At 58.9% G+C, this 22,268-nt stretch carries 19 protein-coding genes and 2 tRNA genes; 18 read left to right on the forward strand and 3 right to left on the reverse strand.

Going from position 1 to position 22,268, the window contains the following annotated elements; genetic code table 11:
• Positions 1-94 precede the first annotated feature (94 nt).
• From IF654_RS18825 to IF654_RS18865, 9 genes are all read left to right on the forward strand, one after another.
• Positions 95-1,819: a tetratricopeptide repeat protein gene (locus IF654_RS18825; RefSeq protein ID WP_047273319.1), complete on the forward strand. Its 1,725-nt coding sequence runs from the start codon at positions 95-97 to the stop codon at positions 1,817-1,819.
• Between the two features lie 3 nt (positions 1,820-1,822).
• Positions 1,823-2,449, forward strand: a complete 627-nt coding sequence (gene lolB / locus IF654_RS18830; protein ID WP_047273318.1) for a lipoprotein insertase outer membrane protein LolB — start codon at positions 1,823-1,825, stop codon at positions 2,447-2,449.
• A 1-nt stretch (position 2,450) separates the two neighbouring features.
• A complete protein-coding gene (gene ispE, locus IF654_RS18835) occupies positions 2,451-3,326 on the forward strand; it encodes a 4-(cytidine 5'-diphospho)-2-C-methyl-D-erythritol kinase (RefSeq protein WP_047273317.1) in 876 nt (291 codons plus the stop codon).
• Between the two features lie 10 nt (positions 3,327-3,336).
• Positions 3,337-3,411 (forward strand) — tRNA-Gln (locus IF654_RS18840).
• A 45-nt stretch (positions 3,412-3,456) separates the two neighbouring features.
• Positions 3,457-4,398 (forward strand): ribose-phosphate pyrophosphokinase, encoded by a 942-nt coding sequence (locus tag IF654_RS18845; protein WP_003208392.1) that lies wholly within the window; start codon positions 3,457-3,459, stop codon positions 4,396-4,398.
• Positions 4,399-4,538: 140 nt separating this feature from the next.
• The gene (locus IF654_RS18850; RefSeq protein ID WP_047273316.1) at positions 4,539-5,129 is read left to right on the forward strand and encodes a 50S ribosomal protein L25/general stress protein Ctc; all 591 of its coding nucleotides are present in this window, start codon (positions 4,539-4,541) and stop codon (positions 5,127-5,129) included.
• Positions 5,130-5,292: 163 nt separating this feature from the next.
• Positions 5,293-5,877, forward strand: a complete 585-nt coding sequence (pth, locus tag IF654_RS18855; RefSeq protein ID WP_047273315.1) for an aminoacyl-tRNA hydrolase — start codon at positions 5,293-5,295, stop codon at positions 5,875-5,877.
• A 23-nt stretch (positions 5,878-5,900) separates the two neighbouring features.
• A complete protein-coding gene (gene ychF, locus IF654_RS18860) occupies positions 5,901-7,001 on the forward strand; it encodes a redox-regulated ATPase YchF (RefSeq protein WP_047273314.1) in 1,101 nt (366 codons plus the stop codon).
• 133 nt (positions 7,002-7,134) lie between these two features.
• Positions 7,135-8,193 (forward strand): FUSC family protein, encoded by a 1,059-nt coding sequence (locus IF654_RS18865; protein ID WP_047273313.1) that lies wholly within the window; start codon positions 7,135-7,137, stop codon positions 8,191-8,193.
• 26 nt (positions 8,194-8,219) lie between these two features.
• Here the strand turns inward: IF654_RS18865 and IF654_RS18870 are convergent, their stop codons facing one another.
• Positions 8,220-9,437: an MFS transporter gene (locus IF654_RS18870; RefSeq protein WP_047273312.1), complete on the reverse strand. Its 1,218-nt coding sequence runs from the start codon at positions 9,435-9,437 to the stop codon at positions 8,220-8,222.
• Between the two features lie 172 nt (positions 9,438-9,609).
• Here IF654_RS18870 and IF654_RS18875 point away from each other — a divergent pair.
• The 9 genes from IF654_RS18875 (at position 9,610) to IF654_RS18915 (ending at position 18,272) form a co-directional block, all read left to right on the forward strand.
• Positions 9,610-9,686: transfer RNA gene (locus IF654_RS18875), tRNA-Met, on the forward strand.
• 560 nt (positions 9,687-10,246) lie between these two features.
• On the forward strand, positions 10,247-10,789 hold the full coding sequence (locus IF654_RS18880) for a DUF3833 domain-containing protein (RefSeq protein WP_194862151.1): 543 nt from the start codon (positions 10,247-10,249) through the stop codon (positions 10,787-10,789).
• On the forward strand, positions 10,786-11,496 hold the full coding sequence (locus IF654_RS18885) for an SDR family NAD(P)-dependent oxidoreductase (RefSeq protein ID WP_194862150.1): 711 nt from the start codon (positions 10,786-10,788) through the stop codon (positions 11,494-11,496). The genes IF654_RS18880 and IF654_RS18885 overlap by 4 nt, the downstream gene beginning before the upstream one ends.
• 14 nt (positions 11,497-11,510) lie before the next feature.
• Complete coding sequence (locus IF654_RS18890) at positions 11,511-11,816, forward strand: DUF6482 family protein (RefSeq protein WP_047273309.1); 306 nt, start codon at positions 11,511-11,513, stop codon at positions 11,814-11,816.
• A gap of 327 nt (positions 11,817-12,143) precedes the next feature.
• Positions 12,144-12,671, forward strand: coding sequence for a fimbrial protein (locus tag IF654_RS18895; protein WP_047273308.1), 528 nt, complete (start codon positions 12,144-12,146; stop codon positions 12,669-12,671).
• A 100-nt stretch (positions 12,672-12,771) separates the two neighbouring features.
• A complete protein-coding gene (locus IF654_RS18900) occupies positions 12,772-13,500 on the forward strand; it encodes a fimbrial biogenesis chaperone (protein WP_047273307.1) in 729 nt (242 codons plus the stop codon).
• Positions 13,501-13,584: 84 nt separating this feature from the next.
• A complete protein-coding gene (locus IF654_RS18905) occupies positions 13,585-16,167 on the forward strand; it encodes a fimbria/pilus outer membrane usher protein (RefSeq protein WP_194862892.1) in 2,583 nt (860 codons plus the stop codon).
• Between the two features lie 27 nt (positions 16,168-16,194).
• Positions 16,195-17,508: a fimbrial protein gene (locus IF654_RS18910; RefSeq protein ID WP_047273306.1), complete on the forward strand. Its 1,314-nt coding sequence runs from the start codon at positions 16,195-16,197 to the stop codon at positions 17,506-17,508.
• A 2-nt stretch (positions 17,509-17,510) separates the two neighbouring features.
• Positions 17,511-18,272, forward strand: coding sequence for a fimbrial biogenesis chaperone (locus IF654_RS18915; protein WP_052892911.1), 762 nt, complete (start codon positions 17,511-17,513; stop codon positions 18,270-18,272).
• Between the two features lie 12 nt (positions 18,273-18,284).
• Here IF654_RS18915 and IF654_RS18920 read toward each other — a convergent pair whose 3' ends face one another.
• Both IF654_RS18920 and IF654_RS18925 read right to left on the reverse strand, forming a co-directional pair.
• Positions 18,285-18,932 carry a response regulator gene (locus tag IF654_RS18920; protein WP_047273305.1) on the reverse strand — a complete coding sequence of 216 codons (648 nt, stop codon included), beginning with the start codon at positions 18,930-18,932 and terminating at the stop codon, positions 18,285-18,287.
• A gap of 69 nt (positions 18,933-19,001) precedes the next feature.
• A complete protein-coding gene (locus IF654_RS18925; RefSeq protein WP_194862149.1) occupies positions 19,002-22,217 on the reverse strand; it encodes a hybrid sensor histidine kinase/response regulator in 3,216 nt (1,071 codons plus the stop codon).
• Positions 22,218-22,268: the final 51 nt, after the last annotated feature.

Genomic DNA, 22,268 nt, shown 5'->3' on the forward strand with positions numbered 1-22,268 from the left:
ATCTGCATCCTGATATCGATAGTCGCAGCCGTTAGGTTTGCCCTTTCGCATGTGTCATGATGCCCCGACCGCAGGTAAGTCGCCCTTCTCTTATATGAATAGATCCTCCGCGTTGCTCCTTGCTCTTGTCTTCCTCAGTGGCTGCCAGGCCTTGGCTCCCACGTCGCCGGATGAATCGTCCGCGGTTGAAGACACCACTTCTGTGCCCGAAAAGCCAAAGGTCTACAGCTCTTTCAGCGAAGACACGCTGTACAGCCTGTTGAGTGCCGAACTGGCAGGGCAACGTAATCGTCTGGACATTGCGCTGGACAACTACGTGACCCAGGCCATCAATACTCAGGACCCGGGCATTTCCGAGCGCGCATTTCGCATCGCCGAGTACCTGGGCGCCGATCAGGCCGCACTCGACACGTCGCTGATCTGGGCAAAAAACGCACCGGACGACCTTGAAGCCCAACGCGCCGCCGCCATTCAGCTGGCGCGCAACGGCCGTTACGACGATTCCATCGTGTACATGGAAAAAGTCCTGCAAGCCAAAGGCGATACTCACTTCGACTTTTTAGCGTTGTCAGCCTCTGAATCAGACCCCGAAACCCGCAGCGGCATGTTGAAAAGTTTCAACAGCCTGCTCGCCCGGCATCCGGACAACGGTCAGCTGATTTTCGGTAAAGCCTTGCTCATGCAGCAGGATGGAGACGCCGAAGGCGCACTCAAGTTACTGGAGAACAATCCGCCGCAAGCCGGTGAAGTCGCCCCCGTGCTGTTGCGTGCCAGAATTCTGCAAAGCCTCAATCGCGGTGATGAAGCCCTGCCGCTACTGAAGAAAAGCATTCAGCAATACCCGCAAGACAAGCGCCTGGCGCTCACCTACGCCCGCGCGCTGGTTGAGCAAAACCGCATGGATGAAGCGAAGGCGCAATTCGCCAGCCTGGTCCAGCAATACCCAGAAGACGACGAACTGCGTTTTTCTCTGGCGCTGGTGTGCCTCGAAGGCAAAGCCTGGGATGAAGCCGAAGGGTATTTGCAAACGCTGATCGAACGCGACAGCCATGTCGACGCGGCGCACTTGAACCTCGGGCGTATCGCAGAAGAGCGCAACGACCCCCAAGGCGCGTTGATCGAATACGCTCAAGTCGGCCCCGGCAATGACTACTTGCCCGCCCAACTGCGACAGGCCGACATCCTGATCAGCCACGGTCGCGGCACAGAAGCCTCTGCCAAATTGGCGGCGGCCCGCGACGAGCAACCCGATTACGCCATTCAGCTGTTTTTGATCGAAGCAGAAACGCTGAGTGCGAATAATCAGACAAACCGCGCATGGGATGTCCTTCAGCAAGCGCTGAAACAGTACCCGGATGACCTGAACTTGCTCTACTCGCGCGCCATGCTCGCCGAGAAGCGCAATGACCTGCCTCAACTGGAGAAGGACCTGCGCGCCATCATCGCCCGCGAACCTGACAATGCCATGGCATTGAACGCGCTGGGTTACACCCTGTCAGATCGGACAACACGTTACGCCGAAGCCAAAGCGCTGATTCAACAGGCTTATGACATCAACCCCGACGACCCTGCCGTGCTCGACAGCTTGGGCTGGGTCAATTACCGCCTCGGCAATTTGAATGAAGCCGAGCGGTTATTGCGTCAGGCGCTGGATCGCTTCCCGGACCAAGAAGTCGCCGCGCATTTGGGCGAAGTGCTTTGGGCCAATGGCAAACAGCGTGAAGCCAGGCAAATCTGGGCCAAGTTCCTTAAAGACAACCCAGAAAGCCCTATCCTGCGCAAAACCGTTTTGCGCTTGACCGGATCCGAGACTCTTTAAATCATGCGTTATCGCACCCTGCGACACCTTATTGCCTTTAGCCTGATCGCCTTGCTGGCCGGCTGTTCCATGTTTGGCGCCCGTGAATCGGTCGAAGGCCATGGCAGCCCGACATTGTGGTCAGCACATAAACAGCATTTGACCCAACTCGACGGTTGGCAGATCAACGGCAAAGTCGGCATCCGCGCCCCGAAAGACTCCGGCAGCGCCACGTTGTTCTGGCTGCAACGCCAGGATTATTACGACATTCGCTTGTCAGGCCCGCTAGGCCGTGGCGCTGCCCGCCTGACCGGGCGCCCGGGCAATGTCACGCTGGAAGTGGCCAATCAGGGCCGCTACGAAGCCTCTTCTCCTGAAGAGTTGCTCGGCGAACAGCTGGGTTGGAGCCTGCCCGTGTCGCACCTGGTCTGGTGGGTTCGCGGCTTGCCGGCGCCGGGCAGCAAAAGCCGCGTTGCCTTGAATGCAGACAGCCGCCTGGGCCAACTGGAACAGGACGGCTGGAAAATCGAATACCTGAGTTACGTCGAGCAGAACGGCTTCTGGCTCCCTGAGCGCGTAAAACTGCACGGGAAAGATTTGGACGTCACCTTGGTGGTGAAAGATTGGCAACCCCGTCAGTTGGGACAATGACATGCAAAACGATCCACTGATTTTGCCCTCCCCGGCAAAATTGAATTTGATGCTGCACATTCTCGGCCGCCGTGAAGATGGCTATCACGAACTGCAAACGTTGTTTCAATTCCTCGACTATGGCGATGAAATGACGTTTTCAGTGCGAGAGGACGGTGAGATTCGCCTCCTCACTGAGTTTGCAGGCGTGCCGCACGACCACAACCTGATCGTGAAAGCGGCTCGACAACTTCAGGCGCAATCAGGTTGCACGCTGGGCATCGATATCCAGATCAATAAAATTTTGCCCATGGGGGGCGGAATCGGCGGCGGAAGTTCGAATGCCGCCACCACATTACTGGGCCTCAATCATCTGTGGGGGCTGGGCTGGAGCGAGGATCAACTGGCGGCACTGGGGTTGAACCTGGGCGCGGATGTACCGGTTTTCGTTCGCGGGCATGCCGCTTTCGCCGAAGGGGTTGGCGAAAAACTGTCACCCGAATACCCGGAAGAACCGTGGTACGTCGTGCTCGTCCCGCAAGTCTCTGTAAGCACAGCAGAAATTTTTTCGCATCCTTTGTTGACACGTAACTCTTTGCCCATTAAAGTGCGCCCCGTTCCCAAGGGAAACAGCCGAAACGACTGCGAAGCAGTAGTAACGGAGCTTTACCCAGATGTACGTAAGGCTTTGAATTTGTTAGGTAAATATACCAAAGCAAAATTAACTGGAACTGGAAGTTGTATATTTGGGGCCTTCCCAAACGAAGCAGATGCTGATAAAGTCCTGCACCTTCTTGCAGACACCCTTACAGGGTTTGTAGCGAAAGGAAGCAACGTTTCGATGTTGCATCGCAAGCTACAAGATCTGTCAAAGGAAACGGGTACACGGTACTCGTAGCAACAGATACAGGGGCGTCGCCAAGCGGTAAGGCAGCAGGTTTTGATCCTGCCATGCGTTGGTTCGAATCCAGCCGCCCCTGCCATTTCTTATACTCATCCAGGTTACCCTCAGCCTTCAGGTACTGCGCGTGTCCAAGATGATGGTCTTTACGGGGAACGCTAACCCCGATCTGGCTCGGCGTGTCGTACGTCAGCTGCATATCCCACTCGGTGACATTTCTGTCGGTAAGTTTTCCGACGGCGAGATTACCGCTGAGATTAATGAAAATGTCCGCGGTAAAGACGTTTTCATCATTCAGCCGACTTGTGCTCCGACCAACGATAACCTGATGGAACTCGTCGTGATGGCTGATGCCTTCCGCCGCTCCTCAGCGACTCGTATTACTGCTGTTATTCCTTACTTTGGTTATGCCCGTCAGGATCGCCGTCCGCGTTCCGCACGTGTGGCTATCAGCGCAAAAGTTGTGGCTGACATGCTTACCGTTGTCGGCATTGACCGTGTTCTCACGGTTGATTTGCATGCTGACCAAATCCAGGGTTTCTTCGATATTCCTGTAGATAACATCTATGGCTCCCCAGTTTTGGTGGATGACATCGAAGATCAGCGCTTTGAAAACCTAATGATCGTGTCCCCGGATATCGGCGGCGTCGTGCGTGCACGTGCTGTTGCCAAATCCCTGGGCGTTGATCTGGGTATCATCGACAAACGCCGTGAGAAAGCCAATCACTCGGAAGTGATGCATATCATTGGTGATGTCGAAGGGCGTACCTGCATTCTGGTTGATGACATGGTCGATACCGCCGGCACTCTGTGCCACGCGGCTAAAGCCTTGAAAGAGCATGGCGCTGCCAAAGTGTTCGCCTACTGCACACACCCTGTGCTGTCGGGTCGGGCAATCGAGAATATCGAAAATTCCATGCTGGATGAGCTGGTGGTGACTAACACCATTCCGCTGTCCGCTGCCGCACAAGCCTGTTCGCGTATCCGTCAACTGGATATCGCACCGGTTGTGGCTGAAGCGGTTCGCCGCATCAGCAACGAAGAATCGATCAGCGCGATGTTCCGATAAGGGCCCTGCCCTTCTCGAATGCCTCGTTGACGAAAAGCGCCCCGCCCCAACAGCCTGTTGGGGCGGGGCTTTTTTGCCCATACCGTCCATAGCGCTGGTCGCAAACGCTAGGCCGGATGTGGTTATTTTGGAGATACAACATGAACGAATTTACTCTGAATGCTGAAGTGCGTTCCGACCTGGGGAAAGGTGCGAGCCGCCGCCTGCGTCGTCTCGCAAGCCTGGTTCCAGCTGTCGTTTACGGTGGCGAAAAAGCCCCTGAATCCATCAGCCTGCTGGCTAAAGAAGTTGCCAAACTGCTCGAAAACGAAGCGGCTTACAGCCACGTTATCGAACTGACTGTTGGCGGCACCAAGCAAAACGTAATCATCAAAGCGCTGCAGCGTCACCCGGCCAAAGGCCACGTGATGCACGCTGACTTCGTACGCGTTGTTGCCGGTCAGAAGCTGACTGCAATCGTTCCAGTTCACTTCGTTGGTGAAGCTGCTCCGATCAAGAAAGGCGGCGAGATCTCGCACGTTGTTGCTGAAATCGAAGTTTCCTGCCTGCCAAAAGACCTGCCTGAATTCATCGAAGTTGACCTGGCTAACGCCGAAGTCGGCTCGATCATTCACCTGTCGGACATCACCGCTCCTAAAGGCGTTGAGTTCGTAGCACTGGCACACGGTAACGACCTGGCAGTAGCCAACGTTCACGCTCCACGTGTTGCACCAGAAGCTGAAGCAGAGTAATTCATTACTCTGTCTGGAGTTTTGAGGAACATCGCGAGCTAACACGCAGCGAGTAAAGCGGACAAGATCGCGAAGTTTACTCATGTAAACCCGCTTTTTTGTCCGTTTTCGCCGCTGCTGTCAGCGGCGATGTTATCCACAACTCCATAGAAGGGCCCTTGTCGTGACCGCCATAAAACTGATCGTTGGCCTGGGAAATCCAGGCACCGAATACGAACAGACCCGGCATAACGCAGGGGCCCTTTTTGTTGAGCGTCTCGCGTCCGCGCACGGGGTTAACCTCGTTGCAGACCGTAAGTATTTTGGCCTGACCGGTCGATTCAGCCATCAAGGTCAGGATGTTCGTCTGTTGATTCCCACCACCTATATGAACCGAAGCGGCCAGGCCGTTGCGGCGCTTGCCGGTTTTTTCCGGATTGCGCCGGAATCCATATTGGTGGCCCACGACGAACTCGATCTCCCGCCAGGTGTTGCCAAGCTCAAACTGGGCGGCGGCCACGGAGGTCACAACGGGCTGCGTGACATCATCGCGCAACTGGGGAACAACAATAATTTCTACCGTCTGCGGCTCGGCATTGGCCACCCAGGCGTCGCCAGCATGGTCTCCAATTTTGTCCTGGGTCGCGCGCCGCGCGCCGAACAGGAAAAACTGGATGCCAGCATCGATTTTGCCCTCGGCGTGCTGCCGGATATCCTCGCCGGGGAATGGAACCGTGCGATGAAAAACCTGCACAGCCAGAAGGCCTGACTCTACTCCTCGGGGAAAACACCATGGGATTCAATTGCGGCATCGTCGGCCTGCCTAACGTCGGTAAGTCCACCCTGTTCAACGCCCTGACCAAATCCGGTATTGCGGCTGAGAACTTCCCCTTCTGCACGATCGAACCGAACACCGGTATCGTGCCGATGCCCGATCCGCGTCTGGACGCGCTGGCTGCCATTGTGAACCCGGAGCGGGTGCTGCCGACCACCATGGAGTTCGTCGATATCGCGGGCCTGGTAGCTGGCGCCTCCAAAGGTGAAGGCCTGGGTAACAAGTTCCTGGCCAACATCCGTGAGACCGATGCCATCGCTCACGTAGTCCGCTGCTTTGAAGACGAAAACGTGATTCACGTTTCCAACAGCGTTGACCCGAAACGCGACATCGAAATCATCGACCTTGAACTGATCTTCGCTGACCTCGACAGCTGCGAAAAGCAGTTGCAGAAAGTGGCGCGCAACGCCAAAGGCGGCGACAAAGAAGCCGTGGCTCAAAAGGCTCTGCTGGAGCAGTTGATCGCCCACTTCACCGAAGGCAAACCAGCCCGCAGCCTGATCAAGAACATGTCGGCAGACGAAAAAGCCATCATCCGTGGCTTCCACCTGCTGACCACCAAGCCGGTTATGTACATCGCCAACGTCGCTGAAGACGGTTTCGAGAACAACCCGTTCCTCGACGTGGTCATGGCCATTGCCGAAGAAGAAGGTGCACTGGTCGTTCCGGTCTGCAACAAGATCGAAGCGGAAATCGCAGAACTGGAAGAAGGCGAAGAAAAGGACATGTTCCTGGAAGCGCTGGGCCTCGAAGAGCCGGGCTTGAACCGGGTTATCCGTGCCGGTTATCAGATGCTGAACCTGCAAACCTACTTCACGGCAGGTGTTAAAGAAGTACGCGCCTGGACTGTAAAAGTAGGCGCAACGGCCCCGCAAGCCGCCGCCGTGATTCACACCGACTTCGAAAAAGGCTTTATCCGCGCCGAAGTCATCGCCTACGACGATTTCATCCAGTACAAGGGTGAAGCCGGTGCCAAAACCGCTGGCAAATGGCGCCTGGAAGGCAAGGACTACATCGTTAAAGACGGTGACGTTCTGCACTTCCGCTTCAACGTGTAAACACCACACGTACAAAACCGCGCTCAGGCGCGGTTTTTTTTGGCTCTGAGTTGGACGCCGGCACCGTGGCGCACGCTATCGGCGCGCGAAGGTCTATGGTTATTACCACCATTGTTCAACTTCAGGAGCCTGAATGATCGCCCGCCCCAATTTCCTGACTCGCTCTATCGATTCGCTGGTCGAAAAAATCAAAACCCGCTGGGCTTCCGGCTGGCGTGATGCGCTGGCCTCAGCCATTGCCGCCGCGCTGGCGTGGATTCTGGCGGTGCATTTCCTGGGGCATGAACACCCGGTGTTTGCAGCCATCAGCGCTGTCGTGTGCCTGGCGCCCGGCCTGCCCAGCCATGGCAAACAGGCAGTAGGACTGATGGTCGGGGTGGCCACCGGGATCATCGTGGGGGAAGCCGCGCTTTGGCTGCCGGATGGCTATCCCCTGCTGCGGATCGGATTTGCCACGTTTTCCGCCATCGCCATTGCAGCGCTGTATGGCCTGGGCGCTGTCGTACCGATTCAAGCGGGCGTCTCGGCCGTGCTGATGCTGGCTGTGGGGCCAGAAAGCGCCGGTGTTGTGCGCATGATGGACGTGCTGGTGGGCGCGGGTGTCGGGCTGGTGTTCAGTCAGATCCTGCTGACCCCGAACCCCATCGGGATCATCGACAGCTCGGCAAAGGACTTGCTGGAAAAGCTGGCGAAAGGTTTCGGTAAAAGCCTGCAATCACTGGAAGAGAACGACGCCAACAAAGCCAAAAATGCCGTGCTGATCTTCTCGGCCGCCCATGACAGCCTGATTGCACTGGAAACCGGCATCAGCAGCGCCCGTAATACGGCGCGCTGGACGTTACGCGGGCGCTTTGTATCACGGGAAGTCAAAGACATTGCCAGCCGCTACGAACGCCATGCCGTGCGCCTGTACGCCAGCTCGCTGCTGTTCGCCGAGGCCTTTGCCGATGCCTTGCGCAAGGAACAGGGCCCGCCTCCAGCGTCATTGCACGAACGGTTGGCCAGTGTGGCGTCAGGCTGCGCGGCCATCGCCAGCGACAACCAGCGCCCGGTATTGCTTCCCGTGGCGCCCAATGAAGTGGCCGATGCGGTGTCCGCGCCGTGGCAACTGTGCCTACAACACATGAGCACGGTTGAAAGTGCCCTGCTGACGTTTGGCTTCACCACCCAAAACGACAAACCCACTGTTTAAGCGCTGAGGCTGATTACCTGCGCGGATCAGACCTTTTTGGTCCGCGGCAGGAAAATCGCCAGCACACCCAGCAGCGGCAGGTATGAGCACAAGGTGTACACGTATTCGATACCGTGAATATCCGCCAGATGGCCCAACAGCGCCGCACCGATCCCGCCAAAACCAAACATCAGGCCAAAGAAGATACCGGCAATCATGCCCACATTGCCTGGCACCAATTCCTGCGCATACACCACAATCGCCGAGAACGCCGAGGCCAGTACAAAGCCGATGATGACGCTCAACACGCTGGTCCAGAACAAGTCCGCATAGGGCAGCAGCAAAGTGAACGGCGCTACACCCAGAATCGAGAACCAGATCACGGCTTTACGCCCGATGCGGTCGCCGATCGGACCGCCAAAAAACGTACCGGCCGCCACCGCACCGAGGAACAGGAACAAGTACATCTGCGAATTGGCGATGGAGACGCCGAACTTCTCGATCAGGAAGAACGTGTAGTAGCTGGTCAGGCTCGCCATATAGAAATATTTGGAGAACACCAGCAGCCCAAGCACGACCAACGCGCTCAACACCCGATTTTTAGACAGCCCGTGGGTGGCCTTTTGCCCGGCTTTGAGCTTGAACAGGTTTAAGTGGCTGCGATACCAACGACTGATCGCATACAGCAAGCCAACGGCGAACAGCGCAAAGAGGCCAAACCAGGCCACATTGTCTTGCCCGAATGGAATGATGATCGATGCTGCCAGCAAAGGACCAAACGCAGAACCGGCATTACCGCCCACCTGAAACGTAGACTGTGCAAAACCGTAGCGCCCGCCTGAGGCCAGACGCGCCACCCGTGAAGCCTCGGGGTGGAAGGTCGACGAACCGATGCCCACCAGCGCGGCGGCCAGGAGGATCAAGGGAAAACTGCCGACCTGGGACAACATCAAAATCCCCACCAGCGTACACACCATGCCCGCAGGCAAGAGCAACGGGTTGGGATGGCGATCGGTGTAATAACCTACCCAGGGCTGTAACAGCGAGGCGGTCATTTGGAAGGTCAGGGTAATCAGGCCGATCTGGGTAAAGGTCAGGTCATATTTGGCCTTGAGCATCGGATAGATCGAAGGCAGAACGGCTTGAATCAAGTCATTGATCAGATGCGCCAGCGCCACTGCACCGATAATGCGTAGCACCAACGGGCTGGTTTGAGGCGTTTGTGAGGCAGTCGTTGTTGTTGTTTGAGCGTTGCTAAGGGCCATGAGACTTTCCGTACATCAGGTGAATGCGCACTTGCAGGTCGGTCAATGTGCCATTTTTTAACAGGATATTGCCATCCAAACGCCGTAAATCCTTAAGCGGTTGATTGAACAAAGAATTTTTTAAGATATTTGCTTGACACATGCCCTGCTCGAAGGAATAATGCGCGCCATTGGCTACATAGCTCAGTTGGTTAGAGCATAGCATTCATAATGCTGGGGTCCGGGGTTCAAGTCCCTGTGTAGCCACCAAACGCTTGTTTACAGATGTCTCCATGAGTCTATAAACAGTACAAGAAGCCCGCCTAGTGCGGGCCTTCTTGTGTCTGGGGGTTTCTCCTTGTCTCTCTCCATACCTCCCCCTCCGTGCATCCCACGTGTTCCTCCCTCGTTAGGAACTCGAATCGACGTGACACCCGCCACTCCAGCGCACCCCATTCAAAACACCTACGCAGCACAGTCGCTACTCCATCAGCGCTAATAGCCCTCTGCCTGAGAAGCCCTCTTGAATGGCTTGCCCGACGCTATCGCCCATTCTCCAACCGCACTGGTGAGCCGCAGGCAGCCTCGTGCTCTGCAAGGTGAGGTTTTCGCCTCTGCATAAAAAGATTGCCGATGGATTGTCAGTTGATTTTTTTCGGCCTATCTTGAATAAAACCTATACAAGACGATTGACCTTGTACAAGTATTTAGATGAGGGTTGATACTGACCCAAAAGGCCGACGCAGAACCCTCTACCGGGACTGCCCACCGAACGCACCGATGGCGCGATGCTTCGCACGCGTGAGCCGCGTGCTTCAGGGAGAAAGGCAATGAAACGATTACTGCTGTTACTGGCGCTGGCCATCAGCATCACCAGTTGTACCGGTGTGGATGTCGCCCGGTACGCGGATCAGCAACCGGCGTTGAATCTGGAGCAGTTTTTCAGCCAGCCCGTCAAAGCCTGGGGGATGTTTCAAAAGCGCAGCGGTGAGGTGGTCAAGCGTTTCGAGGTCAATATCGTCAGCCGTCGCGAGGGCAACAACCTGATTCTCGACGAGCGCTTCCTCTACAGCGACGGCACCCGCCAACGCCGCGTCTGGACCCTCACACCCGAGGGCCAGGGACGCTGGAGCGGCCGCGCCGAGGATGTGGTGGGTATCGCCAACGGCCAAATCGCCGGAAACACGTTGCACTGGCGGTACCGCCTGAACCTGCCGGTCGATGATTCGACCTACGAAATGAGCATGGACGACTGGATGTACTTGATGGACGAAGACACGTTAATCAACCGCACCCGTATGTCCAAGTTCGGGGTTGAGGTGGGTCAGGTGACGATATTCTTCCGCCGTCAGGGCGCCGGGGTGAGCCAATGAACCACGTCGTGACCATGACCTCCCTCGACGACGGCTATCGCGCGCTGGTGATCGGCGCCAGCGGCGCCCTCGGCACGGCGTTTTGCGAACACCTGAGGCAAGATCCGCGCTGCGCCGGGGTTCGTGCGATAGGGCGCCATACCGTGCCCGAGCTGGACCTTGAACGTCCCGAAACGATTGCCAGCGCCGCCACCGAACTGGCAGCCGAAGCGCCGTATCACCTGATCGTACACGCGGCCGGCCTACTCCATCGCGAGGGGATCAAACCGGAAAAAAGCATCAGCGCCCTCGAACCCGAGGCGCTGCAGGCTGTGTTTCAAGTCAACACGCTGGGGCCAGCCATCGTGTTGCGCGACTTTCTACCACTGCTCGCACCGCGCGGCGCTATGGCGATGCTCTCGGCAAAAGTCGGGAGCATTGGCGACAACCGTTTGGGTGGCTGGTACGCCTACCGTGCTTCCAAGGCCGCGCTGAACATGCTGGTCAAGACTGCCTCCATCGAACTGGCGCGCACTCGTCCGCACAGCCGCTTGCTCAGCCTGCACCCGGGCACGGTCATCTCGGGGCTGTCGCATCCTTTCCGCGTCGGCGACAGCGCCCGTCCCGCAGACGTTGCCGCGGCCCGATTACTGACCTTGATTGACCAGTTGACTCCGGCCGACAGCGGCCATTTCTTTGCTTACGATGGACAACGCCTGCCCTGGTAGGCAAGGAGTGAAGCATGAACCTGCACACCCTCACCCAACATGCGGCCAACAGCGAAATACGCGAGCTGGAGCTGCTGTCACTCGAAGGTGGTGTTTATCTGGCACGAATCCGCCTGGATCACGGCCAGTTCACCTTGCTTGACGAGGCGGCCCAGCCGATGCACCTGCGCTCAATCCCCCACCTGCGGCAGGTGCTGCACACCGTGCCGGCATTTCCGTGCGTGCTGGTGCAGCACTGCGTGCACGACGAAATGTGCGGCCGCGATACTGGGCCTGTCGGGGAACTGCGCATTCCGTTTTCGCTCTCCACACCGTTGTGAACACGAAGTCGACAGGCGTGAGCGGATGAGCGTTTTTCGCTGTTTGGGCGATCGCTTGCCCTTGGACCTCAGAGGTGACCGTCGCGTCAAACCCCTGTTGATAAAGACCGTGTACCCGTACCGAAAAATGGCTTGCCGCATGGCCAGCCATTTTTTTTGCCTGGGGCAAATCCCCCGCCTCAATCGCCCGCCACGGCCTTTTAAGAATCGTCTGATTAAAGCCCGGCCCTGCCCCCGATAACCTGCACTGGCTGAATCTGCTCCTGACCGACTCCACGAAGAATGGGTTGGGCTCGAGCCTCATCTCCAGTTATCAGGATTATTACTATGAAGCGTACTGCTCTGCTCATCGCGATGACGGCATTCCCGGCGATCTCGTTCGCCGCCAGCCAAAACACCATCACTTTCAAAGGCCAGGTGTCTGACCAGACGTGCCAGGTGTCGGTCAACGGTAACGCTGGCAGCCCGATCGTGGTGTTGCCCACCGTGGCATCCAGTGATCTGGACACCGCAGGCAAGTTCGCCGGTGAAACGCCTTTCACCATCGCCGTGACGGGTTGCACCGCCCCCACCACGGGCGACCTGAACATTCGCACCACGTTCCTGGGTGCCAACGTCAACACGGGTGGCAACCTGGGCAACACCGGCACGGCGCAAAACGTTGCAATCCAGTTGCTGGATGCCAGCGGTGGCACGCCGATCACCCTGAGCGGCATGACGTCGGTTGAAGGCCTGGTGCTGAAAAAAGACGAAACCGCCACCAGCCACGACTTCGCTGCGCGTTACATCAGCACCGGCGCTGCCACGGCCGGTACCGTTTCAGCGTCGGCTCAATACGCCCTCGACTACCTGTAAGCGTAACCCCCTGACCTGCCGTCTTCGCGCCTTGCGAAGCGGCGGGTCCGCACCTCGCTTGTCCTTTTCTGTTTTCCCAGCCTTTCGGAAGGAGTTGGCCATGACCTGCCTGAAACGCTTAGCCCTGTCCGTCGGTTTACTGATCGGCGTAACGCTTGCCCAGAGCGCGATGGCCAGTGTGGTCATGAGCGGCACGCGGGTGATCTACCCCGCCGCCATTCGCGAAAAAGCCCTGCAACTCACCAGCCATGACGCGTACCCCAATCTGGTGCAGATCTGGGTGGATAAGGGCGACCCGGCGTCGACCCCACAAACCGCTGACGCCCCTTTTATCGCCAGCCCGCAGATTTTCCGGATGAACCCCAAGGCCGGGCAAATCGTGCGTCTGGTGTACACCGGCAAGGACCTGCCGCAAGACCGTGAGTCGGTGTTCTACATCAACTTCATGCAAATGCCCGCGCTCAAGGCTCACGACATGGAAGCCAACAAGCTGATGCTCACCGTGAGCAGCCGGATGAAGATCTTTTATCGCCCGCAAAGCATTCGCGGCAACCCCGAAGACATCGCCAGGTCGATGACCTTCACCCTGCAAGGCAGCGGCTCGAACCAGCACCTGAGCGCTGAAAACAACAGCGGTTATCACGCGGTTATCCGCCAGGCCAACCTGCTGGTGGGCGGCAAGCCGGTCAACGTGGCCAAGGCCGTGATGGTCCCGCCCTTCTCCAAGGTGCAATGGCCGGTCAAAGGGGCCAGCGCCGGCAATCAACTGCGCCTGACGCTGGTGAACGATTACGGCGCCGACGTCACCACCGACCAGCCTGTTCAGTAACCTCGGGAACTACACATGTCCGTGGCTCAATACATCCCCTGCCGGATCCGCACCCGCGCCCCGCATAGCCGCTGGTTGTGGGCCATGTTGCTGGCGTCGTCGTCGATCCTGTGTGGCGCATTGACGGCGGGCACGGCACAGGCTCAAACCGATTCAGCCAGCACCAGCGACGACTACCAGTTCGACGACAACATGATGTTTGGCGGCGGCTCCCTGTCGCGCTTTAACACCATCAACGCCATTGATCCCGGCCACTACACGGTCGACCTGTACCTCAATGACCGTTTTGTCGAGCGCGTGCCGGTGCAGTTTGTCGCCGTGGCGCAGGGCGATGTGCAACCTTGCCTGCCACGGGCGCTGCTGGAAGGCGCGGGCGTGCTGGCCACGGCGATCACCGACACCCCCGGCAGCCAATGCCCGTTGCTCGGGGACACGGTCAAAGGCGCCAGCAGCCATTTCGATTTCGCTCAGTTGCGCCTCGACATCAGCATGCCGCAAAGCCTGATGCTGCAGGTGCCGCGCGGCTATGTGTCACCGCAGAACCTGGACGTGGGCAACACCATCGGGTTCATCAACTACAGCGCCAACCAGTACCACGTCAGCCGCAGCGCCAGTCATGCCCAGGACTCGGACTCCAGCTATGTGGCGCTCAACAGTGGCCTGAACCTGGGCATGTGGCGCCTGCGCCAACAAGCGTCCCTGCGCTATGACTCGAAAAACGGCAGCGACTGGAACGCTACCCGCACGTATGTGCAACGTGCTCTGCCCAGCCTGCGCAGTGAACTGACGGCGGGCGAAGGTTACACCTCGGGGCGTTTCTTCTCCGGGCTGGGGTTTCGTGGGGTACAACTCACCTCCGACGAACGCATGTTGCCCGAATCGGTACGCGGCTATGCGCCGACGGTGCGCGGCATTGCCAAGACCAACGCCAAGGTCACTGTGCGCCAGAATGGCAATGACATTTACGAAGCTACCGTCGCGCCGGGGCCGTTTGAAATCAGCGACCTGTACGCCACCAACTACAACGGCGACCTTGACGTCACGGTGCAGGAAGCCGACGGCAGCATCAGCCGCTTCAGCGTGCCATTCTCGGCAGTGCCGGAATCCCTGCGTCCGGGCACCTCGCGCTACAGCGCGGCCGTGGGCAAGACCAGCGACGTGGGCGATAACGACCTGTTCAGCGAATTCACCTATCAACGCGGCCTGACCAACACCCTCACGGCCAACACCGGCTTGCGGGTCGCGGACGGCTACCAGGCGCTGGTGTTCGGTGGCGTCTATGCCAACTGGCTGGGGGCGTTCGGCCTTGATGCCACCTACTCGCGCGCCGACATGCCGCAAGAAGGGCTGGTCGATGGCTGGATGGCACGCCTGTCGTACAGCCGCACCTTCGCACCGACCAACACCACGCTGTCGATTGCCGGTTACCGCTACTCAACCGCCGGGTATCGCGACCTGGGCGACGTGCTCGGTGTGCGCGAATCCCTGAACAAAGGTGAGACCTGGGACTCGGCCAGCTACCTGCAACGCTCGCGCTTCGAAGTATCCGTGAACCAGAGCCTGGAATCCTACGGTTCGATTTATGTGTCGGGCTCGACTCAGGATTACCGCAACGGCCGCGAGCGCGACACGCAACTGCAATTGGGTTATGCCAACACCCTGCAAAACTCGGTGAGCTTCAACTTGTCGGTCTCGCGCCAGTCCACCGGCAGTGTCGAGAACACCCGTAACGGCGGCTATGACGGCCACAACGCGGGCAATAACGTCAACGGCGGCCGCTGGAACCCGGCCTCCCCCGGCACGACTGAAACAGTCACGTTGCTCTCGGTCTCGTTCCCGCTGGGCAGCCCGTCGAAAAGCAACACACCGACGTTGAGCAGTTCCGTCAGCCACAGCTCGACGTACGGCAACGTGTACCAGACCTCAATGTCCGGCACCGCCGGGGCCGAGCAGACCCTGAGCTACGGCGTGGATGTGTCCCGCGACGCCGAACAAAAACAGAACACCTGGAGCGGCAACCTGCAAAAACGCCTGCCCAAGACCAGCCTCGCCCTCAGCGCGTCCAAGGGTGAAGACTACTGGCAGGCGTCCGGCAGCGCCCGCGGCGCGGTGGCACTGCACAGCGGCGGCGTGACCTTCGGCCCTTATCTGGGCGATACCTTTGCGCTGATTGAAGCCAAAGGCGCCAGCGGTGCAAAAGTCATGAACAGCCAAGGCACGACCATTGATGATTCGGGTTATGCCCTGGTGCCAGCCCTCACGCCTTACCGCTACAACACCGTGGCCATCACCCCGGAAGGCATGAACCAGAAAACCGAACTCGACGATGGCCAGCGCCGGGTGGCGCCGTACGCCGGTGCCGCGGTCAAGATCACGTTCAAGACCCGCAGCGGCAACGCCCTGCTGGTCAAGGCCCTGCTGCCCGACAACCAGGCCGTACCGATGGGCGCGGATGTACTCGATGAAACCGGCAGCGTGATCGGCATGGTGGGTCAGGGCAGCCAGGCCTACTTGCGCAGCGAGAAGCCAGCAGGCGCCTTGACCTTGCGCTGGGGCGATCGCCCTGAAGAGCAATGCGCCCTGCACTACGACGTCTCCGGACGCGATCTGGACCAGCCCTTGCTGCGTGTGACCAGCGACTGCCGCCCAGTGGATTCATCGCGTTAATTCACCCCCGAAAATCGAGGCTTTCTTATGTTCACCTTACGCCCACGATTGAATCAGTTACTGCTGCTGGCGCTGACACTCGGCTTGCTTCCCACGGCTGAGGCCACGTGCCGACGGGTCTACAACGGCATCACCGTGCTTGACCCTTACTCGGCGCAAATCAACTTTGGCCGGGTCAACCTCACCAGCACCTACCTGCAACCGGTGGGGACGCCGCTGGGCACGACGATTGTGGACAGCGCCACCGCCACGGGCCTCAACAGCGAGACGGTGCTGTGGGAATGCGACCTGGCAGACAAGGACGAGCTGTATGAAGTGTTTGCCACCAACGGCGATGACCGGGTCGGTGGCTACTGGGAAATCGGCAACGGCGCCGGTACCGCGACCAATGACGGGTTGCCCGGCTACTACGCCACCTACTTCCCCTATGTCGGGCTCAAGCTGACGCACCTCAACTCCGGCAAAGTGTTCACCCGCTACTGGCAGCAAAGCAAAATCACTCAATACGACGTGGTCGGCACCAAGCTGCAAATCAAACCCAAGCACCTGAGCATGGTGCAAGCGGATCTGGCCCGCGTCTCCAGCCTGCCGCCCACATCCGGCAGCGGCAGTAACTATTGCGGCGGCATGGCGGCTGCCAGTGGCAGCGGCACCTACAGCTACACCTGCACCCAGCCCAATGGTTATGTGCAATTTCAGGGGCCTGGCTATAAGTCCGACACCGTGGGCACCGACTCCAATACCCATTATTCCTTCTGGGGCCAGTACAACGGCATCGGCTTTGGCATGCGCAGCGCGGCCTCCATCAGCTACACCGCCACCTGCGTCGCGCGCAATGTCACGCCGCTGGTGGTGTTCCCGCCGGTCACGGCCCAGGAACTGAACGACAACATGACCCGCGAAAGCGATTTCAGCATCGAGATTGAATGCAGCGATCAGGCGGTGTCGGGGGTCAACACCAATCAGACCGCGCTGGGCGTGCAAGTCTCTTCAGCTGCATATGCCAAGGCCGTGGAGCTGGGGTTGCTGACCGGGACACAAGGGGTGACGCATCTGGTTTCCAACGGCTACGGCACCGACCCCACCATCGCCACCGGGGTAGGCATTGCCCTGAACAAGGACGGCAAAGCGATGAATTTTCTGGGCACCGGGATCGCCGGAGGCGGAAATGCCAGCGGCTGGTACCCGGTCAAGGACGGAGCCAGCGCCAACGGCAGCGCAGCCTCGGGTTACACCACGTACACACAGACACTGACCGCGGTACTCAAAACCCTGCCGGGCCGCAAAGCCACACCGGGCAAGGTGAATGCCACCGCCTATGTTCTCGTTAAGGTGCAGTAATCATGACTCAAAAAATAACCCTCATCCTCACGCGCCTGATGCTGATCGGCCTGCTGTTTGTGTTCATTCTCCCGGCGCAGGCGGGCGTCATGGCGTCCCGCACGCGGGTGATTTACGAACAAGGGCAAACCGAACGTTCGCTGATGCTGGCCAACATCAACCCCTATCCGGTGGTGGTGCAAACCTGGGTCAATGATGGCGAAGATCAGCAAGCCCCCGAGAAAAGCACGTCACCGATGATTGCCTTGCCCTCGGTCTTTCGCATGCAACCAGGGGCGGTTCAGGGGTTGCGCATTCTTTATAACGGCGATGCGTTACCCAAGGACCGCGAATCGGTGTTTTGGCTCAACCTCTACGAAATCGCCCCGAAATCCGGTGCCACGCCCGCCCCTGAAGCGGCTGTAGCGCTGGCCATGAACACCCAGATGAAGATTTTTTATCGCCCGAAAAACTTGCCCTCCACCCCGGATGAAATGCCCGCCAAGCTGACCTTCACGCTGGAGCAGCAGGGCGAACACTGGGTGCTGGTGCTGCGCAATCCGACCCCTTATCACGCATCGATGGCGTCACTGCGCCTGGTCGACCGCCACCAAGAAATGGCGGTGCCGCAAACCCTCGACATGATGGCGCCGCCCTTTGGTGAAAAGCGTTACCCCATGGCCTCCGGCAGCCAGATTAACCCTCAAGGGCTCAACGTCAGTTTTACCTGGGTCGATGACGGCGGCCACTTCCACACCGGCACCGCCCCGGTGCTCCACCCCTGAAACCGCCACGGTTCAAATCAGATTCATACTGATGCAGAAGGTCAGCAAGGCGTGGTCGTTTTCCACATCCAGCTTGCGCATGGCGGAGACCTTCTGCGAACTCACGGTCTTCACGCTGCGGTTAAGCGAGTGAGCGATATCACGCACATTCATGCCCGAGGCAAACCGGCGCAGCACCTCAAACTCCTTGACTGACAGACTGGCAATCCGTGCCTGCACCGCATCTGAGCGCTCGACCACGCTGGCCGCCCCCTGACCGGCTTTGCTGTGCCATTTATCGCCTTTGGCCAACGCACCGAGCGCCAGCGGGATCTGGTTCAAGTCGCCGTTTTTCAAAATAATCCCGCCCACCCCCAAGTCATAGAGTCGCGACAGGATCAGGTTGTTGGTGAGCATGGTCAGCACCAGAATCTTGACCTCGGGGAAGTGCCGGATCAGGTATTCGATGAGCTTGACCCCGTCACCGTAGGTTTCATCCCCCGGCATGCTGTAGTCGGTGACCACAATGTCGGGCCGCAAGCGCTGCAACTGCTCGATCAGCTCTGTGGAGGTCTGAGCCTGGCCCACGATCTCATAACGCTCGTCGCGCTCGATCAGCTCGCTAACGCCCATCAGCACAATCGGATGGTCATCTGCTAATACGACTTTTATTTTTGGCACAGGTACATCCTGTCAAAAGAGCCATCACACGGTGAACGGCTCAATCGGTGGCGTGGGAAAACGAAAATATCAGACAGCGGCGACGGCGCGTTTGATACGCGCCAACAACACCTCGATCTGATTGTGCAAAGACTCATCCAGTACATGACCTTCGAGGCGGCGCTCAAGTTCGCCGCAACCTTCGGCCAGCGCATGGGCCTGAACCACGGCCAGCGCACCACGGATGCAATGCAGCCGCGCTTTGAGTGCGTCACTGTCACGCCCCGTCAACGCTTGCTGCGCGGTGGTGATGTCCGCGCCCATGGTGTTGATAAACAAGTCACGCATGCGCGCACTGACCACAATCGGGGCGTCGGCGGGCGCGTGATCATGCCCCATTGCAACGGTTTTGGCCTCCGGCAACGCGTCTGGCGTGCCGATGTCGCACGCGCGGTTCAGCTCGGTCCATAACGTTTGCAAGGTCATGGGTTTGACCATGCGCGCGTTCATGCCGACGGCGATACACCGCTCGCCTTCCTCGCGCATGGCGTTGGCAGTCACCCCGATGATGGGGATGTGGGCATCTTGCTGGCGAATGGCACCGGCCAGTTCGTAACCGTTCATGATCGGCATGTTGACGTCAGTCAGCACCACGTCGAAGGCGTCCGGTGACCACAGGCTGAGTGCTTCCTGCCCGTGGGACGCCAGCACCACGCGACAGCCCAGCTCTTCAAGCTGCTCTTTGAGGATGGTCTGGTTGATCGGGTTGTCTTCGGCCACCAGCACGCGCAGCGCCAGCTTCTCGCGGATCAAAGGCACCCGCCCGGTGTCGGCAGCGACCCGCCCGAGTTGGGCCAGCATCACCGCCCGTGCCAGCCCACGGATCATGTGCACACCCACTTGCCAGCCCTGGGGCGTGTGCTCGGGCTGTCCGGCACCCGGCACGCCAATCACCCGCGGGCCGTCCCATTCCAGCGACCCATGACGGCCCGGCAGCAAATCCACTAACACCGCGCCCGGCGACAGGTTGATCGGCCCGGCAGACGCCACCAGTGCCTGTGCGCCCCAGCGGTTCAACCAGCCGCAGGTGGTTTCGGCCAGCTCGGTGACTGGCGCGCGCACATACACCGGCGACGGACGCAACTGCAAGTCACTGACGGCCGGTAACGTCCCCTCCAGAATCGGCAGGTTCAGCAGCAAACTGAAACTGCTGCCCAGGCCCGGCTCACTGACCACGCGCAGTTGCCCGCCCATCAACTCGGACAGGCGCATGCAGATCGACAGTCCAAGCCCTGTGCCGCCTGCCGAGTGGCCGTTGAACACTTGATAAAACGGTTCGAACAAGCGCTGTTGCTGGATTTCGGAAATCCCCACGCCGGTGTCGGTGACTTGCCATTGCAAGGTCACGTGCTGGGTGTCGCGCTGCACCACTTTGAGGCGCAGCACCACGCGGCCATAGTCGGTGAACTTGATCGCGTTGTTGAGCAGGTTATTAAGGATCTGGCGGATGCGCGACTGGTCGCCATCCAGTTGATCGGGCACCTGGGGGTCAATGCAGGCATAGATTTGCAGCCCCTTGCCTTCGGCCGCTGCCGCGTAGGCATCCACCACGTCCTCGACCATGTCGAGCGGGCAGAACCGCCCCGGCTCCAGCGCCATTTGCCCCGCCTCAATCTTCGACACATCCAGGATGTCGCTGATCAACTGCAACAAGGTGGAGGACGAACGCGAAATGGTGTTCAGGTACACCTGCTGGCGCTTGTCCAGTGGTGTCAGTTCCAGCAATTCAAGGGTGCCCAGTACGCCATACAGCGGCGTGCGGATCTCGTGGCTCATGGTAGCCAGAAAGGTAGTCTTGGCCTGGCTGGCCTCTTCGGCCTGTTGCCGGGCGCGGGTCAACGCGGCGGCATCGTCCTTGTGCCCGGTCACATCGCTGAAGGCGCACACAATCACGTCCTGCCCCTGGTAGCGCGTGCTGCTAAAGCTGACGTGCAAGTAGCGCCCGCCCACCTCAACGCACGCTTCCCCCATATCGGCTTGCTGCTCGCGGATCAAGCGTGAGATGTACTGAGAGTTGCCCAGCCATGTCTGCGCCCGTTTGTTGGCCAGCAACATCCGGTTATCGGACTGACGCACCACGCACAAACCGGTGGGCGCGGTGTCGATCACCGCGCGGCTGAAGATTTCGCTTTCAATCACCCGCCGATGCGCCTGCTCGGCCGGGCGCACCACGCGTAACCGATACCAGCGGTTCACCAGCCAGCCCACGTAAACGCAGAGCAAGGCAACGCCGAAAATGCTCAACAACTGCCATTTTGCGTAATGAAAAAAACTGTCGTAGCTGATCCGATACACCGCCGTCCAACGCTCGTCACCGTCGCTGGCGACTTTCATTTCCAGCCCGCTGGAGGTGAAGCGCATGCCGTCGGGCCGCGTGTTGTTTTCATCACGACGCCCCAGCAACACCTCGCCCGAGGGTGCAATCAGGGTCAAATCATCAAACGCCGGGGTGTCCACACTGGTGGGGGTTTCCGACAGGCGCCGCACATTGATCAACGCGGCCAGCAGTACTTCGCGATCATCACCTTCAACCCGCAGAAACCGGGTCGGCAAATTGATTTTTATAAACCCGAACACCTTGGCGTTGCCTTCACTGACATTGCCCGTATTGGCCCAATACACCTGCCCTTCTTGCAGCGCGGATTGGCGCTCCTTGAACAGTTGCAACAGGCCTTTGCTGGTTTCCAGATACGACTCAAGGCTCAGGATCGCCGCATGCCCGCGACGGGCGCCGATGGCGGGCACGGCAAGGGTGAATTCATGCCCGGACGGCAACAGAAACAATTGCGGTGAAGGGACCACCGAGCCCGACCAAAACTCGCTATAGAAGTTGGCCAAGTGCATGCCCAGTGAAAAGGCCGTTTGGCTAACCGTCTCGCTCGCGTCGCTTTGTGCCAGGTTGAAGGGGGTCGAAAACGAAAACTCTTTGCCTTCGTAAATGTTCACCCCGGCGCCATGAAACACCAACCTGCTTTGCAGCGGGGTGATGTTCTTGGTCAGTACATCCTGGGCGTCATTCACCGCACTGTTGACGTTGCTTAAAAACAGACGGTTTTCATTCAGGCTCTCGACCAGCCGTGAAAAATGGTAATCGACCTTGTTCACTTCCACGTCCAGCAAGCGCTGCAACGCCCACGCACAGGTGCCGACCAGCACGACCGCCACCCCGACCAAAATCAGGACGCCACGGTTCAAGCGCATGGAGCTCAATGCGAGTTTGCCCAGTGAGGTGCTGTCGGTGGTCATGGTACGTCCTGTAATTTACGTGAGGGTCTGACCGGCGCTGGCTCGAAGTTT

It is taken from the genome of Pseudomonas lundensis (assembly GCF_015377145.2).
Taxonomy (GTDB): domain Bacteria; phylum Pseudomonadota; class Gammaproteobacteria; order Pseudomonadales; family Pseudomonadaceae; genus Aquipseudomonas; species Aquipseudomonas lundensis.